The 14,673-nt window shown below is 48.4% G+C and carries 13 protein-coding genes and 1 other annotated feature; of the genes, 12 read left to right on the forward strand and 1 reads right to left on the reverse strand.

All coding sequences use genetic code 11. The features are described 5' to 3' along the window. Nucleotides 1-2 precede the first annotated feature (2 nt). From tsaB to J2X75_RS17760, 4 genes are all read left to right on the forward strand, one after another. Nucleotides 3-851: a tRNA (adenosine(37)-N6)-threonylcarbamoyltransferase complex dimerization subunit type 1 TsaB gene (gene tsaB / locus J2X75_RS17745; RefSeq protein WP_397383881.1), complete on the forward strand. Its 849-nt coding sequence runs from the start codon at nt 3-5 to the stop codon at nt 849-851. A 239-nt stretch (nt 852-1,090) separates the two neighbouring features. Continuing rightward, nucleotides 1,091-1,612, forward strand: coding sequence for a ribosomal protein S18-alanine N-acetyltransferase (rimI, locus tag J2X75_RS17750; RefSeq protein WP_310338399.1), 522 nt, complete (start codon nt 1,091-1,093; stop codon nt 1,610-1,612). Then, the gene (gene tsaD, locus J2X75_RS17755) at nt 1,609-2,664 is read left to right on the forward strand and encodes a tRNA (adenosine(37)-N6)-threonylcarbamoyltransferase complex transferase subunit TsaD (protein ID WP_310338402.1); all 1,056 of its coding nucleotides are present in this window, start codon (nt 1,609-1,611) and stop codon (nt 2,662-2,664) included. Before rimI ends, tsaD begins: the two co-directional genes overlap by 4 nt. A 515-nt stretch (nt 2,665-3,179) precedes the next feature. Then, nucleotides 3,180-3,516: a binding site (T-box leader), on the forward strand. Nucleotides 3,517-3,853: 337 nt separating this feature from the next. Next, entirely contained in the window at nt 3,854-5,413 is a 1,560-nt protein-coding gene (locus J2X75_RS17760) for a 2-isopropylmalate synthase (protein ID WP_310338404.1), read from the forward strand. Nucleotides 5,414-6,000: 587 nt separating this feature from the next. Here J2X75_RS17760 and J2X75_RS17765 read toward each other — a convergent pair. Then, nucleotides 6,001-7,959 (reverse strand): ABC-F family ATP-binding cassette domain-containing protein, encoded by a 1,959-nt coding sequence (locus tag J2X75_RS17765; protein ID WP_307543280.1) that lies wholly within the window; start codon nt 7,957-7,959, stop codon nt 6,001-6,003. A gap of 279 nt (nt 7,960-8,238) precedes the next feature. Between J2X75_RS17765 and J2X75_RS17770 the strand changes: the two genes are divergently transcribed. The 8 genes from J2X75_RS17770 to J2X75_RS17805 all read left to right on the forward strand — a co-directional run bounded on the left by J2X75_RS17770 (nt 8,239) and on the right by J2X75_RS17805 (nt 14,120). Beyond that, entirely contained in the window at nt 8,239-8,877 is a 639-nt protein-coding gene (locus J2X75_RS17770; protein ID WP_310338407.1) for a 5-formyltetrahydrofolate cyclo-ligase, read from the forward strand. 15 nt (nt 8,878-8,892) lie between these two features. Beyond that, complete coding sequence (moaC, locus tag J2X75_RS17775) at nt 8,893-9,396, forward strand: cyclic pyranopterin monophosphate synthase MoaC (RefSeq protein ID WP_223869015.1); 504 nt, start codon at nt 8,893-8,895, stop codon at nt 9,394-9,396. A gap of 37 nt (nt 9,397-9,433) precedes the next feature. After that, a complete protein-coding gene (locus J2X75_RS17780) occupies nt 9,434-9,919 on the forward strand; it encodes a MogA/MoaB family molybdenum cofactor biosynthesis protein (RefSeq protein WP_017690080.1) in 486 nt (161 codons plus the stop codon). Between the two features lie 209 nt (nt 9,920-10,128). Next, complete coding sequence (tatA, locus tag J2X75_RS17785; RefSeq protein ID WP_036611264.1) at nt 10,129-10,377, forward strand: twin-arginine translocase TatA/TatE family subunit; 249 nt, start codon at nt 10,129-10,131, stop codon at nt 10,375-10,377. A 78-nt stretch (nt 10,378-10,455) separates the two neighbouring features. Continuing rightward, on the forward strand, nt 10,456-11,238 hold the full coding sequence (gene tatC / locus J2X75_RS17790) for a twin-arginine translocase subunit TatC (RefSeq protein WP_310338412.1): 783 nt from the start codon (nt 10,456-10,458) through the stop codon (nt 11,236-11,238). A gap of 473 nt (nt 11,239-11,711) precedes the next feature. After that, the gene (groES, locus tag J2X75_RS17795; protein ID WP_017690077.1) at nt 11,712-11,993 is read left to right on the forward strand and encodes a co-chaperone GroES; all 282 of its coding nucleotides are present in this window, start codon (nt 11,712-11,714) and stop codon (nt 11,991-11,993) included. A 73-nt stretch (nt 11,994-12,066) separates the two neighbouring features. Continuing rightward, a complete protein-coding gene (groL, locus tag J2X75_RS17800) occupies nt 12,067-13,701 on the forward strand; it encodes a chaperonin GroEL (RefSeq protein ID WP_036611259.1) in 1,635 nt (544 codons plus the stop codon). 182 nt (nt 13,702-13,883) lie between these two features. Beyond that, nucleotides 13,884-14,120, forward strand: coding sequence for a hypothetical protein (locus J2X75_RS17805; protein ID WP_150366569.1), 237 nt, complete (start codon nt 13,884-13,886; stop codon nt 14,118-14,120). The last annotated feature ends 553 nt before the right edge of the window (nt 14,121-14,673 follow it).

Genomic DNA, 14,673 nt, shown 5'->3' on the forward strand with positions numbered 1-14,673 from the left:
TGATGGAAGATTTACAAAAAGAGCCGCGTCAGCGGTTTTTGGCGTTGGATACATCCACCGCAGTGATGGCAGCTGCGATGATGGAAGATCATGCGCTTCTGGAAGAACGCAATGAACGGGCTGAGCGTAACCATTCGGTACACGTTGTACCGGTGATGGAGCAGCTGCTGGCCGCCAGCAACACACAGCCTGGTCAACTGGACGGCATTGCCGTTGGCGTTGGCCCAGGCTCGTACACGGGCATCCGCATTGCGGTGACCGCGGCGAAGACACTGGCCTGGGCGTGGGACATCCCTGTAGCCGGGGTGTCCAGCCTTCAGGCCATCGCCTGGGGCGGCTGGCACAGCGGCCTTGCCGCCAAGGCAGAAGCTGCGGCAGAGGAAGCCGCAGCAGGGGCTGGCGGGACGCCATCCGCGGACCAGGGCAGCACAGGTGCTGCCCCTGTCCACTGGATCGTTCCGCTTGTGGATGCACGGCGCGGTCAAGCGTGCACCGCGCTGTTTGCCTCCGCCGGGAGCGATGCGCCCCGGCGTTTGGCGCCTGATGCCATCCGCAAGATGGACGGATGGCTGGAAACTCTCGCCGCCCGCATGGCGGAGGCGGCGCCGGAAGAGCGGCCCGCAGCCGTCTGGATCGTCGGCGAGACGGGCCCTCATGCTGCGGCAGCGGCGGAGCTTCGCTGCCCCGCAGGAACGGCGCTCCAGCTCGTGCCTTATGAGCTGGAAGGCCGCTGGGTTGGGCGCCTTGGCGCCGCCGCGCTGCTTGCAGGTCAGCGTGATGACGTGCATGCGCTGGTGCCAAACTACACCCAGTTGTCTGAAGCGGAAGCCAATCTGCTGCGCAAAGGCTAAAAGAGGTTGTTCAAAAAGTCCGCTTTTGATTACGAAGGATACCTGGTGGCATCATCAGCATCGAATATGGAATTCAGCCGAAATAAGCGGGAGGCTTACGAAGTATGTTTCCTTTGGAAACATTGTGGTTGCTCACGTAGTTTTCCCTACGCTCCGCTACTCCATTTATAGCTTCATCTCATCTTCTCGGTACTGAAAACCGGTCTTTTTGAACACGCACTAAAGGGGAGGGGAAGCAGATGGACAATGTGGCGAATAATAAGCAGGAAGCAACGCTTCAGTTCAGGTTCATGACACTCGCGGATATTCCCGATGTGATGGAGATTGAACATGAGGCCTTTACCCTGCCCTGGACGGAAGAAGCATTTCAAAATGAATTGACACACAATCATTTTGCTAAATATATGGTGATGGAATTGGAAGGCAAGGCCATTGGCTATGCAGGTATGTGGACCATCATGGATGAAGCCCATATTACCAATATTGCAGTCAGAGGCGCGTATCGTGGACGCAAGCTTGGTGAAAAGTTACTGGATGAATTAATGAGCACAGCGGCTTATCTCGGGATGGAACGAATGACGCTGGAGGTCAGAGTCTCGAACAGCATTGCTCAGCGTTTATATCAGAAAAAAGGGTTTGAATCGGCGGGTCTTCGTAAAGGGTATTACTCCGATAATGGGGAAGATGCGATGATTATGTGGGCGAACTTGCCGTCTGCAGGCCGGAGCGGCCAAGAGGAAGGAAGCGTACTGGATTCATGAACGAACTCAATGAAAAAATAAATTCTGCACCATCTTACATTTTGGCGGTGGAGACAAGCTGTGATGAAACATCGGTAGCTGTTGTTCAGGATGGGAGAGAAGTGCTATCCAATCTGATCTCAAGTCAGATCGAGACGCATAAGGCATTTGGTGGAGTGGTACCTGAAGTGGCTTCACGCAAACACGTTGAAGTCATTACGTTGATGCTGGAACAAGCGATCGAACAGTCCGGCATTCGTCCACGTGATCTAAGTGCAATCGCCGTAACACAGGGGCCTGGGCTGGTCGGAGCACTGCTGGTGGGTATCGTTGCGGCCAAAACGATGGCGATGGCACTAGGCAAACCGCTCATTGGTACACATCATATTGCGGGGCATATCTATGCCAACCGACTTACTCATGAACTGCAATATCCAGCGATGGCACTGGTCGTATCCGGTGGACATACAGAACTTGTGCATATGGAATCCGAGGGCAAGTTCAAACTGATTGGTCGTACACGTGATGATGCTGTAGGCGAAGCGTATGACAAAGTAGCACGTGCATTGGGTTGTCCTTATCCGGGTGGCCCGCATGTGGACCGGATGGCATCTGAAGCGGAGGATGTAGTGCCATTACCACGGGTATGGCTGGAAGCGGGTTCGTACGATTTCAGTCTAAGTGGTCTTAAGTCTGCTGTATTGAATGCGCTCAACCAAGCCAAAATGCGCGGAGAAACCTTGGAGCCGTCTGCGGTTGCACGTGGTTTCCAGGAAGCTGTTGTTGAAGTATTGGTGGAGAAAGCCGTTAGAGCAGTTCGTGAATATGATTCACGACAATTGCTGTTGTGTGGTGGTGTTGCAGCAAACCGGGGATTGCGCTCGGCTTTACAGGAGCGATGCACGAAGGAAGGGCTTGAACTGTTAATCCCGCCAATGGAATATTGTACGGATAACGCGGCCATGATAGGAGCAGCTGCGTATCTGAAATGGCAGCGGGGAGAAATAGCTGAATTTGATGCGAAGGCAGATCCGGGACTTTCCTTGGAGGAATGGTCCGTACAGTCCGTATAGGCAAGCAGTTTGAGATTAAGAGTTGACAGCAGGGATGTAAAGAATGTATATTTAGTTACAAATTTAAACAGGAATTCAGATTCCTGAACTGATAAACGCGATGAACAGGAATAGTAAGGTCATTCCCGGTCTTAGAGAGCTGCGGTACGGTGCAACGCAGTCGAAGGAAACCTGAAACTCACCTGGAAGCGGAACGATGGAACACGGTGACTCCTTGGGAGAATCCGAAGGCCGATCATGGCCCAAAGTACATGGTTACGGGTTGCCTCCGTGAATGGGCCGTTGTCGGTAGGACCGTTTTTACAAGGATCAACTGACGATAACTGAGGGGGCTTTCAGGCTGCTTCAAGTGATCCGGATATGCGAAAGCATTCAGGGTTGTCTTGAATGAACAGGAAGGAAGTCAACAAGAGTGGTACCGCGAAGGTGAACAGCCTGTCGTCTCTTGCATTATTGCATGAGGTGGCAGGCTTTTTTGATTTTCAAAATAAAGATGAATGAAGTTAGGTCATATTATAAATGTGATGAACGGGAGCAGTAGAATGATAAAGCGCTCAGAGAGCTGCGGGGTGGTGCGACGCAGTGGCTGGAATCATTCGAATCTCGCCCGGGAACGGAGCTGTGGAAGCGTGGGGACGATATCAATCGCCCAGTTGTCCTGATGGACAACAACATGTGTTACACAGCAACGGTTAACCCCCGTTATAGGGTGTTTCTCCGAATTCCATTGGTGTCGTGCGTGTACGCACATCCAGCGGATCGGAGACGACGAGGTGGATGGAGTCCGGCGCAAGCCTGGCCCATCAAGCGAGAGTGGTACCGCGGAGGGGATAATAACCCGCCGTCTCTTATATGAGATGGCGGGTTATTTGTGTTTGCTGCCGGCAGCAGGGTGGGCATGGGAAGAACCATATGGAGATATGAAAAGTCAGAGGATCAGGGTGTAAGTCGACGTACACTCTGTCATGAGGGTAAGCGGGATATACAACGAACCAGTGATGAACATTGAACAACAAGTATAGGCACTAAACATTCATCAGGCTTTAATGATCACCCAGGACTAAGCTACAAACAACATACGCATTTACAAACAAAATATATAACAACAGTGACGGCGATTAGCGGGTGTTCTTGTGGCACGTGGATCGTAACGAAAATATTTATAAAAATTTGATGGAGGTTGATGGATATGACAACAACTAATAACAAACGCATGATTGAGATTTTTGATACAACGCTGCGCGATGGAGAACAGGCACCAGGAGCAAGTCTGCAACCCGAGCAAAAGATTGAACTGGCACACCAACTGGCTTCTTTGGGTATCGACGTCATTGAGCCTGGATTCCCGATCTCCAGTCCAGGTGAGTTCGCGGCGGTTCAGGCGATTTCGAGACAGTTGCAGAACGTGGAGATCTGTGGATTCGCGCGTGCGGTCAAAGGTGATATCGATGCAGCAGTTCAAGCAACAGCGGATGCAGCACGTCGTCGAATTCACCTGTTTATCTCTTCTTCGGATATTCATATTGAGCATCAACTACGCCGTCCGCGCAGTGAAGTGGTGGCTACCGCTCGTGAGATGGTATCGTATGCACGCCAGTTCACGGACATCGTAGAGTTCACTGCTATGGATGCGGCTCGTACCAAGATGGACGATCTGATTGAAATGGTTGAAGTCGCTATTGAAGCTGGAGCGAGTATTATCAATCTGCCGGATACGGTCGGTTATGCCCTGCCACATGAGTATGGCGAGATGTTCCGCCGGGTACGTGAGGGTGCAAGAGGCGGCGATCAGGTTCGCTATAGTGCACACTGTCACAATGATCTGGGCCTGGCCGTAGCCAATAGTTTGGCTGCAATTGCCAATGGGGCTTCCCAGATTGAAGTGACGATCAATGGTATCGGAGAACGGACGGGGAACTGTGCACTGGAAGAACTGATTATGGCGCTGGAGACCCGGGGAGATGCAATTGGTGCAACGACCAACATTAAGCTGAACCAGCTATATGAGACTTCTCGTCAGATTAGCCGTGCCATGCACTTCCCGATTGCATACAACAAACCGGTGGTGGGACGTAATGCATTCCAGCATGAATCTGGCATCCATCAGGATGGTCTGCTGAAGAATCGGAGTACCTATGAGATTATGGACCCGGAAGCGCTGGGTATCCCGCGCAGCATGATTATTCTGGGCAAACACTCCGGTCGTCACGCCCTGAAGGATCGGGTTCGCAAATACGGTTTTGAGCCGGATGAGCAACAGATGGAGCAATTGTATGAGGTGTTCAAAGAAACCGCAGACCAGCAAAAAGTGGTCAGTGACGACCAGTTGCTGCAGATGGTTAGCCAGACCATGAATATTCCTGCACAGGATTATGAGCTGGTTGAATTGCAGGTGACGGCGGGCAGCATGACGGATCGAATGGCTGCTGTTCGTATTCGCACAAGTGCAGGAGAACAGTCCTATTCTGCCGTTGGCGGGGGACCCGTGGATGCAACCATTCGTGCCATTGGTCAGAGCATTTCCGACGATATTGCATTTGTCGATATGGAGATGCATGCCTTGAGTGGGGGAGAGGGTGCAAGCGCGGAGGCTGTAGTTACTGTGGAGCGTGCAGGACGTGAGTTCCGGGGGACGGCAACGCATAATGATATCGTCATGGCTGCCGGTTTGGCTTATGTAGCGGCTTGTAATGCTGCTGGGCTGAAGGCTGAGTCTTCCGAACATCATGAACAAGAAGCGCATGCGTAAACCATCTTTGCTAGATCGCATCTACAGCGGCAATAGTAGCAATTGCGATTTGATGTAAATATGCAGGGCATATAGTAAATAAATGACGGGCAGGCCTTGAACGACAAAGGTCTGCTTTTGTCTTATTATGGAGGAACATTGAGGAGCGGGAGAATGCATTTGTCAAGGTGTGACTATAGTTATCCACATATCCAGTGTAATTTGTGGGTAACTACCGCAAAGTCAAACCAGTAGAGTTTTCGAAACGAAAAGGGTTTAGGGGATAGAATGACTCCTTACTATCCACAAAGTTGTGGATAAAGTGGATAACTTAGTGGATAAATATGGTTTTTGTGTGTAAAAGGCTATTCTACCGCTGTATAATTAAGCTTATTAATGTGCTTGCTATCTTGCTTTCTTGTGGATAATTGTGTGGGAAAGGGGGATAAAAATATTTCTCTTCATTCGAGTAAATTTGACAAAAGCCAAAACAGTTCTCCCAACCTCCGTAACAAACAAAAAGCTGATCCCAATAAGGAATCAGCCGGTGGTACAGCTATACTTGTATGGACGCGATCAAGCCATGGTCTGAGTCTGTACTATTCGTACTATTCCATAGCTAGTTCTTCCCAGTCCTCGTATGCCTTAGTGAGTTCTGATTTGTGTTTCTCCGATTGTTGCTGGAGTTCTTGCAGCTTCATATAATCCTGATAGATTTCAGGCAGAGCCATCTGTGCCTCAAGCTCTGTAATCTTCGTTTCCAACTCCGCAATCTGTTGTTCCAGAGCTTCCTGCTTGCGTTGCCGGTTACGTTCTTCACGCTTCGCCTGTTTTTCCGCTTCGAATGAAGCCGCTCCGGATTTTTCGGTTGTGGCTGTGTTCAGATCGGATTTGGACGAGTTCTTGGTTGAAGCCTGACGTGCCTCAGCAGCTTCACGTGCGATGTCCTCAAGCTCCTGTTTCTTCTCCACATAATCATCGTAATTACCGAGATAGTGTTCCGTGCCGCCTGGATGAAGTTCGACAATGCGTTCAGCCATTTTGTTGAGGAAGTACCGGTCATGGGAGATGAACAGCAGGGTGCCTTCATAATCCATTAATGCCGCTTCCAGCACTTCTTTGGCAAACAGGTCGAGATGGTTCGTAGGCTCATCCAGAATGAGCATATTGGCTTCCTTCAGCATCAGCTTGGAGAGAGAGACACGTGCTTTCTCACCGCCGCTGAGGGAGGAGATCTTCTTGAGCACATCGTCACCGCTGAATAAAAAGTTCCCCAGTACGGTCCGAATGCGTGCTTCTTCCATCCCGGGATAGGCACTCCACAGTTCTTCCAGAACCGTGTTGGACGGATTGAGCCCAGTCTGTTCCTGATCATAATAGCCAATCTGCACTTTTGTTCCCCATTGGATCTCCCCGGTTACCGGACGTAAACTTCCCGTAAGACACTTCAGCATGGTGGATTTACCAATACCGTTTGGACCAATCAGAGCAACGGTTTCCCCGCGCCGCAGATCGAAGGATACGTTGCGGAACAATGGAGAAGCCTCGTCATAAGCGACGGACAGCTGATCCACTCGAAGTACTTCCTTGCCTGACATAACGGCGGTTTCGAAGGAAAAATGGGCTTTTTTCAAATCTCCCATCGGTTTATCGAGGCGCTCCATTTTGTCGAGGGCTTTGCGCCGGCTTTGCGCCCGTTTGGTCGTCGACGCACGTACAATATTTTTCTGGACAAAATCTTCCATCTTGGAGATTTCACCCTGTTGTTTCTCATATTGCTTCATCTGAGTTTCATATTCGGCAGCTTTGAGTTCCATATAACGGCTGTAATTGCCCGTATATTTTTTGGAGCGGTGACGTTCGATCTCAACGATGGTCGTTACGAGTCGATCAAGGAAGTACCGGTCATGGGATACCACGAGCAGTGCGCCTGAATAACCTCTCAGATAATCTTCCAACCAAGTAAGGGTGGCGATATCGAGATAGTTGGTAGGCTCGTCCAGCATGAGCAGATCGGGTGCCTGAAGCAAAATACGAGCAAGAGCAAGGCGTGTCTTCTGCCCGCCGCTCAGAGTAGCAATGGGGGTGTCTGGCGAAAATTCGCCGAATCCCATCCCGTGCAGTACGCTGCGAATGCGGGTTTCCATCTCATAACCACCATGGTCCTTGAACCAATCGGAGCGTTTCGCATAACGTTCCAGCAGGTCAGCGTACTTTTTCTCGTCTTCCATCTGGGCAGGGTCGGCAATATCGCGTTCCATCTGACGCAAATCAGCTTCAGCCTGTGTCAGGTGAGCGAAGACGTTCATCATTTCTTCCCAGATGCTGCGATCGGATTGCAGCCCGCTGTTCTGAGCGAGGTAACCGAGCGTTGTTTCTTTGGACTTGAAAATCTGTCCTCCGTCATAGGACATTTCACCGGCTACAATTTTGAGCAAAGTGGATTTCCCTGCACCGTTTACACCAACGAGGCCGATGCGCTCGCGTTCTAATATTTGTAAGTTCACGCCGTCCAGGATTGGATCGACACCAAAACGTTTGATAATTCCGGATACTTGCAGCAGCATAAAATTAAGTTCCTCCATAGGTCCAGTTCTTGATATGACAACTATATCCCAGTTTACATGAAATACAGAGCAATTGCACCGATTGGGAACGCATGGGGCATGTAGTCTTTTTGATCAATCAATGATAAACTGAAAGAAGGCATGTTATTACATGAGGATTTTGCAGAAAATGAATCATTTTAACCATTTCAACAAGATGACAACTGGTCATAACATATAAATTGTTTTTAATGAGAGCTTTTTTCTACCTTCCCTATCAACAGGAGGTTATTCAAGGATATGCAGGATCATGCGGAACTGAAAAGTCAGCTTCGATCCAGACTAAGACAGAGCCGTGATTTGATGGATGCGAGCATGCGTCAGCAGGCAATGACTAAGATTAACGCTGGAGTGAAGCTGGAGCTGGAGCGCCTTAGACAGGCCAAGAGTAAGGTCGTGAACAGACCACTCGTTATATTCAGTTATTTGTCCTATGGAAGCGAAGCATCCACAGCTTTTCTGTTTCAAGAGGGCTGGAACCATGGAGATGTGATGTTTGCACCGAAAGTATGGGCGAATCCACCCCGAATGGAGCTACGGCGAGTGACCGGAGAACAGGATCTGGAGCCAGGCCTATGGGGGATACCTGAACCTAAGGATTCCTGTGAAGTCCTGACGCCTGATGATTGGCCGGATATCGATCTCGTATTGGTACCGGGGCTTGGTTATGATCTCCATGGAGGGCGTATTGGTTATGGTGGCGGTTATTATGATCGTTTTGCCGAGACGCTTGCAGCAACATGTGTGATGACGGGCAAGAAACCGTTGATGGCTGCGATGGTATTGCCGGGTCAGCTACAAGAGGAGATCCCAATGGACCTGCTCGATCTGCGGATTGATCTGTTGATAACAACCGAAGGTATATTACATATCGAATAAAGGGTTGTGATGTGATTGAGTTCAGAAGTGAACAACGGCCAGGCTTCGGGTGGCAAACTGACCCATTTTAATGAACAGGGGCGGGCCCGGATGGTTGATATTTCGGGTAAGGAAATTACCGTACGTACGGCTGTGGCCGTAACGAAAGTGACGATGAATCCAGATACACTGGAAGCGATTCGGGAGGGCCGAATCGGCAAAGGTGATGTTCTGGCTGTGGCTCAGATTGCCGGGATTCAAGGCGCGAAGAAAACGTCGGATTGGATTCCGATGTGCCATCCGCTGGCACTGACGGGTGTGGATATTCGTTTTCATGATAACGGAGTGGATGAATTACACATTGAAGTTACTGTCAAAACCGAAGGCAAAACGGGTGTTGAGATGGAGGCGCTCACGGCTGCCTCAGCTGCAGCACTGACGGTCTATGACATGTGCAAGGCCATGCAAAAAGATATGATTATCGGTCCAACCATGCTGAATTCCAAGAGTGGTGGCAAAAACGGTGATTACAGCCGATAGGCAATATTTATTTTCATAGAGGAGAAGGGTGATCTTTATGGTGTGGAGAACAGCAATCCTGACAGCCAGTGACAAAGGAGCCCGCGGGGAACGTGAGGATACGAGTGCACAAGTCATTCGGGAGCTGGTGGAAGAAGAGCTGGGTGGTCAAATCGTGGAGTACCGTATCGTTCCGGATGAACCCGATGAGATTATTGCGGCTTTGATTGAGATGACGGATTATTTTCACGCCGATCTGGTGCTGACTACCGGTGGCACGGAGCTGGCCATTCGTGATATTACTCCGGAAGCGACCCGGCGCGTAATTGAGCGGGAAGTTCCCGGGATGGCAGAGGCCATGCGGTACAGTGTAATGAGCAAAAACCGTTCTGCAATGCTGTTCCGTGGGGTATGTGGCATTCGTGGACGCACGCTGATTGTTAATCTGCCAGGTACACCAAAGGGTGTGCACGAACATCTGGCGGCCATTATGGATCAGCTTCCGGAAGCGCTGCTGATGGTTACGGGTCAGTTCAAGCAATAATCGAGCACGGACTCTGGGGCAAGATATCCGATTAGCCATGAACCGGTGTTAGATTGTTATAGTGACATCTCTTATTTGTGAATTTTGCGGGTTATGTAAGTGGTTACATCTATGGTATGATGGGCTTAAATTAAGAACGCAGCAGAGACATCTATGAACATCTGGCCGAGTATGCGCATCTTCGAAGCTTGAGACGAGGAGGATTATCAATGTTAAGTTCCATTGGACCAACGGGTTTTATTTTGCTGGCCGTGATTGCATTGTTGTTGTTTGGACCCAACAAACTTCCGGAACTGGGACGTGCAGTTGGGCGTACCTTCCGTGAATTCAAAGAGGGCGCTCGCGAGATTATCTCTGAGGATGACTCGTCCAATCGCAAAGAGCAGGAGAAAGCGAAACCGCTGGCGGCTGAGAGCACACCTGCAGACAAGCCTGCTGATAAACGCCTGCCGGAATAATCTTGACGGCAATGAAAGAGAAATCCCTTCCTGCCGGAAGGGTTTTGTATTTTAAGCTGGCAATAATGGGGGGCAGGCATGACGCAGCAAATGGAAGAAATGTCGATTACGGAACATCTGAGTGAGCTGCGGAAGCGGCTGATCTACGTATTAAGTATTTTTGTGCTGGGACTCATTGCAGGATTTTTTGTGGCGGACCCGGTATACCAATATCTGACGAAGTCAGAGTCGGCAAAGGGTTTTGTATTACATGCCTTCTCGTTCTGGGACGGGATTGGCATCTACATGAAGATTGCCGGTTTGTTTTCACTTATTATTACGCTGCCGTTTACGGTGTATCAGATCTGGAAGTTTGTTAGTCCAGGGCTAAAGCCGCGCGAGCGAAAAGCAACGCTGAAGTATGTGCCCTATGTGTTTATTTTATTTCTGACAGGTATGGCTTTCTCGTATTATGTTATTTTTCCGATGGCACTCGCCTTCACAACAGCGATTACGGAGAAGATGGGGCTTGTGGAGACCTACGGGATGAAACAGTATTTCAGCTTCTTGTTTGGAATCGTGCTGCCTGTGTCCCTGTTATTCGAACTTCCTTTACTTATTATGTTTCTGACAGGACTGCGGATTCTGAATCCCATTCGCCTTCGCAAGATGCGCAGAGTTGCTTATTTTGTTCTGATCTTCATTGCAGTGGTTATTACACCTCCAGACTTTATATCCGATCTGCTGGTGATGATTCCCTTGCTCCTGTTATATGAAATCAGTGTGTTATTATCCGCAATCGTATACCGCAAGCAGCTTGCGGCCGATGAAGAGATTGAATCCCGCTACGTTCGTGCCGAGGATAAAAAACATGTGGGCTAGAACATAAGTTGATATGAAAATGGAACAGAGGATATCTCATTCATTGCTGGTGTATGACTGGTATGTGTGTGGATGAGGATGATCTGTAATGTGCCCGGAAAAGACGGTCTGTTCTTATCCGGGCTATTGTTGTAGATTGTTCCCCTGTAAGCAAGGACAAGCAGGCATATTATGCTCAACAATGGATACAATGGGAAAGGGGCTGTCTGCTAAGCGTTGCAGAAGGGCTGAAGAATTTCGTAGAATAAGAGTAGCGAGTTGCAACATTTATCCAGGCATTCCGGGTGTTATTTGGTTGTGATGATGTAAATTCAACGTAAATTCTCGCAGGAATTCGTCAAAAGGACTTGAAATCATGCTTCAAGTTGAGTATCATAAAGTTGGTTGTTAGCACTGAACACTGTCGAGTGCTAATACATATGGCTACAACCTACAAAGCAACGTTATATAATTTCAAAAGGAGGCTATTTTTCATGATCAGACCTTTAGGTGAACGCGTATTGGTAGAACCACTGGAGCAAGAACAAACAACTTCTTTCGGGATCGTACTCCCGGACTCCGCCAAAGAAAAACCGCAAGAGGGTAGAATCATTGCAGTTGGTGCAGGAGTATTGAAAGACGGCGTACGTGTGGCTCTGGAAGTGAAAGAAGGAGATCGCGTTATTTTCTCCAAATATGCCGGTACAGAAATCAAATTCGAAGGTAAAGAATATTTGATTATGAAAGAAAGCGATATTCACGCGATTCTCGACTAATTCAAATTTAATCGGTTAACCGAACCATATAGCAGTACCATTTTCCAACAAAAACTAGGGAGGTTTTCTTAACATGGCTAAAGACATTAAATTCAGTGAAGACGCTCGTCGCTCCATGCTTCGTGGTGTGGATGCATTGGCTAATGCAGTAAAAGTAACACTCGGTCCTAAAGGCCGTAACGTGGTTCTGGAGAAAAAATTCGGAAGCCCGCTCATCACTAACGATGGTGTAACCATTGCTAAAGAAATCGAACTGGAAGATGCATTCGAGAACATGGGTGCACAACTGGTTAAAGAAGTAGCAACGAAAACCAACGATGTTGCCGGTGACGGTACTACAACAGCAACTGTATTGGCGCAAGCGCTGATCACAGAAGGTCTGAAAAACGTAACTGCAGGCGCTAGCCCAATCGGTATCCGTAAAGGGATCGACAAAGCGGTTAAAGCTGCGGTTGCTGAATTGCAATCCATCTCCAAACCAATCGATTCCAAACAATCCATCGCACAAGTTGCAGCAATCTCTGCAGCTGACGAAGAAGTAGGCGAACTGATCGCTGAAGCTATGGAAAAAGTAGGTAAAGATGGCGTAATCACAGTAGAAGAATCCAAAGGATTCGCTACAGAGCTTGAAGTGGTTGAAGGTATGCAATTCGACCGTGGATACATCTCTCCTTACATGATCACTGATACGGACAAAATGGAAGCTGTTTTGGACAATCCGTACATCTTGATCACAGACAAAAAAATCTCCAGCACGCAAGATATCTTGCCATTGCTTGAGAAAATCGTTCAACAAGGCAAACCGCTGGTATTGATCGCTGAAGATATCGAAGGCGAAGCACTGGCTATGCTGGTTGTGAACAAATTGCGTGGTACATTCAATGCTGTAGCTGTTAAAGCTCCAGGATTTGGTGACCGTCGTAAAGCAATGCTGCAAGACATCGCTGCCCTCACTGGTGGCCAATTGATCACAGAAGAACTGGGACTGGACCTGAAATCCGCTGTTGTGGAACAACTGGGTACAGCTCGTCAAATCCGTGTAACAAAAGAAAACACAATCATTGTTGACGGTGCTGGTAACAAATCCGATATCGATGCACGTGTTAGCCAAATCCGTACACAACTGGAAGAAACAACTTCCGAGTTCGACAAAGAGAAATTGCAAGAGCGTCTGGCTAAATTGTCCGGCGGTGTAGCAGTAATCAAAGTTGGTGCGGCTACTGAAACAGAATTGAAAGAACGCAAACTTCGCATCGAAGATGCCCTGAACGCAACTCGCGCAGCGGTTGAAGAAGGTATCGTATCCGGTGGTGGTACAGCGCTCATGAACGTATATAGCGCGGTTGCGGCTGTAGCTCTGTCTGGTGACGAGCAAACAGGCGTAAACATCGTCCTGCGTGCTCTGGAAGCACCAATCCGCACAATCGCAGCTAACGCTGGCGAAGAAGGTTCCGTAATCGTGGAACGTCTGAAAAAAGAACAAACAGGCATCGGCTTCAACGCTGCAACTGGCGAGTGGGTTAACATGATCGAAGCTGGTATCGTTGACCCTGCGAAAGTAACTCGTTATGCATTGCAAAACGCGGCTTCCGTAGCAGCAATGTTCCTGACTACTGAAGCGGTTATCGCTGACAAACCAGAACCAGCAGGTGCTGGTGGCGGAATGCCTGACATGGGCGGTATGGGTGGAATGGGCGGCATGATGTAATAAAGGTGTAAAAACCTTTGTAATGCCGATTAGATGAAAGGCTCCCGAGAGGGAGCCTTTTTTATATAATTAGATAGGATGCTTTGAATAGGAAGCCCTAAGATTGAAACCTCGTTCCTATGGTTTCGTATGTACTGTGATACATAGAGAGCTTATCAGTAACGACTTGAGGAGGAAATGATTTGAGAAAGGGTACAAAGTGGGTATTATGGATTCTGGGCTTGATGCTCGCTGCAATATTTATCAACTTTTTTATGAATTTATATAGTTTTGCTTATGCACTGATTACCGTGCTTTTACTTGCCTTTATGGGATGGGGATTCTTAGCAAAGTTAAAGAACGACGTTCGGCAGCATGAAGACCATCATAGAAGAGAGCACGAGTCTGCGATCGATGACATTGATCGATATACAAGATAGGTTACACATACATGATTTTTCACACGTAAACTTGCTTAGCTCTGATCTGATAATCTAGCCAATTGATTTATCAGCCGTTTTTCGAGATTGATTTTTCAATTTATGGTTATTTTATTATATTGGAGGGATTTTATGAAATTATTTAAATTGCCATTGATTCTTTGCACTATAGTACTTTTATCTATTTTGTCAGCTTGTGGTGCGGATGATATTATACACGGAAAAAGCGATAACTGGGATGTGTCTCTTCAGAGATCAACAGGGAACTATAGTATCACCTAAATTGGTGATGAAACGCACATAAAGGATTTTGTGTTTGACCTCAGTGGCAATAATATAGACCAACAGGGGAAAGCGCTGGAAGAACAAGAGGTTCCGTTCAGTATGTCGGGTACGGTTACTGAAGCGGAGAAAACGAAAGACCCGATTACCTTTAAAATGAGTTGGAACAATCAAAGCGAGACTGTAACTTTTGAGTAACTCTCGCATGGTGGAGGCGTTCATCATTGGTTTGGTGGCAAACACTGAATCATTCCTATAGTACATACCACAC

It is taken from the genome of Paenibacillus sp. 2003, from assembly GCF_031455635.1.
GTDB classification, from domain to species: domain Bacteria; phylum Bacillota; class Bacilli; order Paenibacillales; family Paenibacillaceae; genus Paenibacillus; species Paenibacillus amylolyticus_B.

Coding starts and splice junctions, on each gene's coding strand:
- tsaB (WP_397383881.1), top strand. CDS start 3: ATGGAAGATTTACAAAAAGAGCCGCGTCAGCGGTTTTTGGCGTTGGAT.
- rimI (WP_310338399.1), top strand. CDS start 1,091: ATGGACAATGTGGCGAATAATAAGCAGGAAGCAACGCTTCAGTTCAGG.
- tsaD (WP_310338402.1), top strand. CDS start 1,609: ATGAACGAACTCAATGAAAAAATAAATTCTGCACCATCTTACATTTTG.
- J2X75_RS17760 (WP_310338404.1), top strand. CDS start 3,854: ATGACAACAACTAATAACAAACGCATGATTGAGATTTTTGATACAACG.
- J2X75_RS17765 (WP_307543280.1), bottom strand. CDS start 7,959: ATGCTGCTGCAAGTATCCGGAATTATCAAACGTTTTGGTGTCGATCCA.
- J2X75_RS17770 (WP_310338407.1), top strand. CDS start 8,239: ATGCAGGATCATGCGGAACTGAAAAGTCAGCTTCGATCCAGACTAAGA.
- J2X75_RS17780 (WP_017690080.1), top strand. CDS start 9,434: ATGGTGTGGAGAACAGCAATCCTGACAGCCAGTGACAAAGGAGCCCGC.
- tatA (WP_036611264.1), top strand. CDS start 10,129: ATGTTAAGTTCCATTGGACCAACGGGTTTTATTTTGCTGGCCGTGATT.
- tatC (WP_310338412.1), top strand. CDS start 10,456: ATGACGCAGCAAATGGAAGAAATGTCGATTACGGAACATCTGAGTGAG.
- groES (WP_017690077.1), top strand. CDS start 11,712: ATGATCAGACCTTTAGGTGAACGCGTATTGGTAGAACCACTGGAGCAA.
- groL (WP_036611259.1), top strand. CDS start 12,067: ATGGCTAAAGACATTAAATTCAGTGAAGACGCTCGTCGCTCCATGCTT.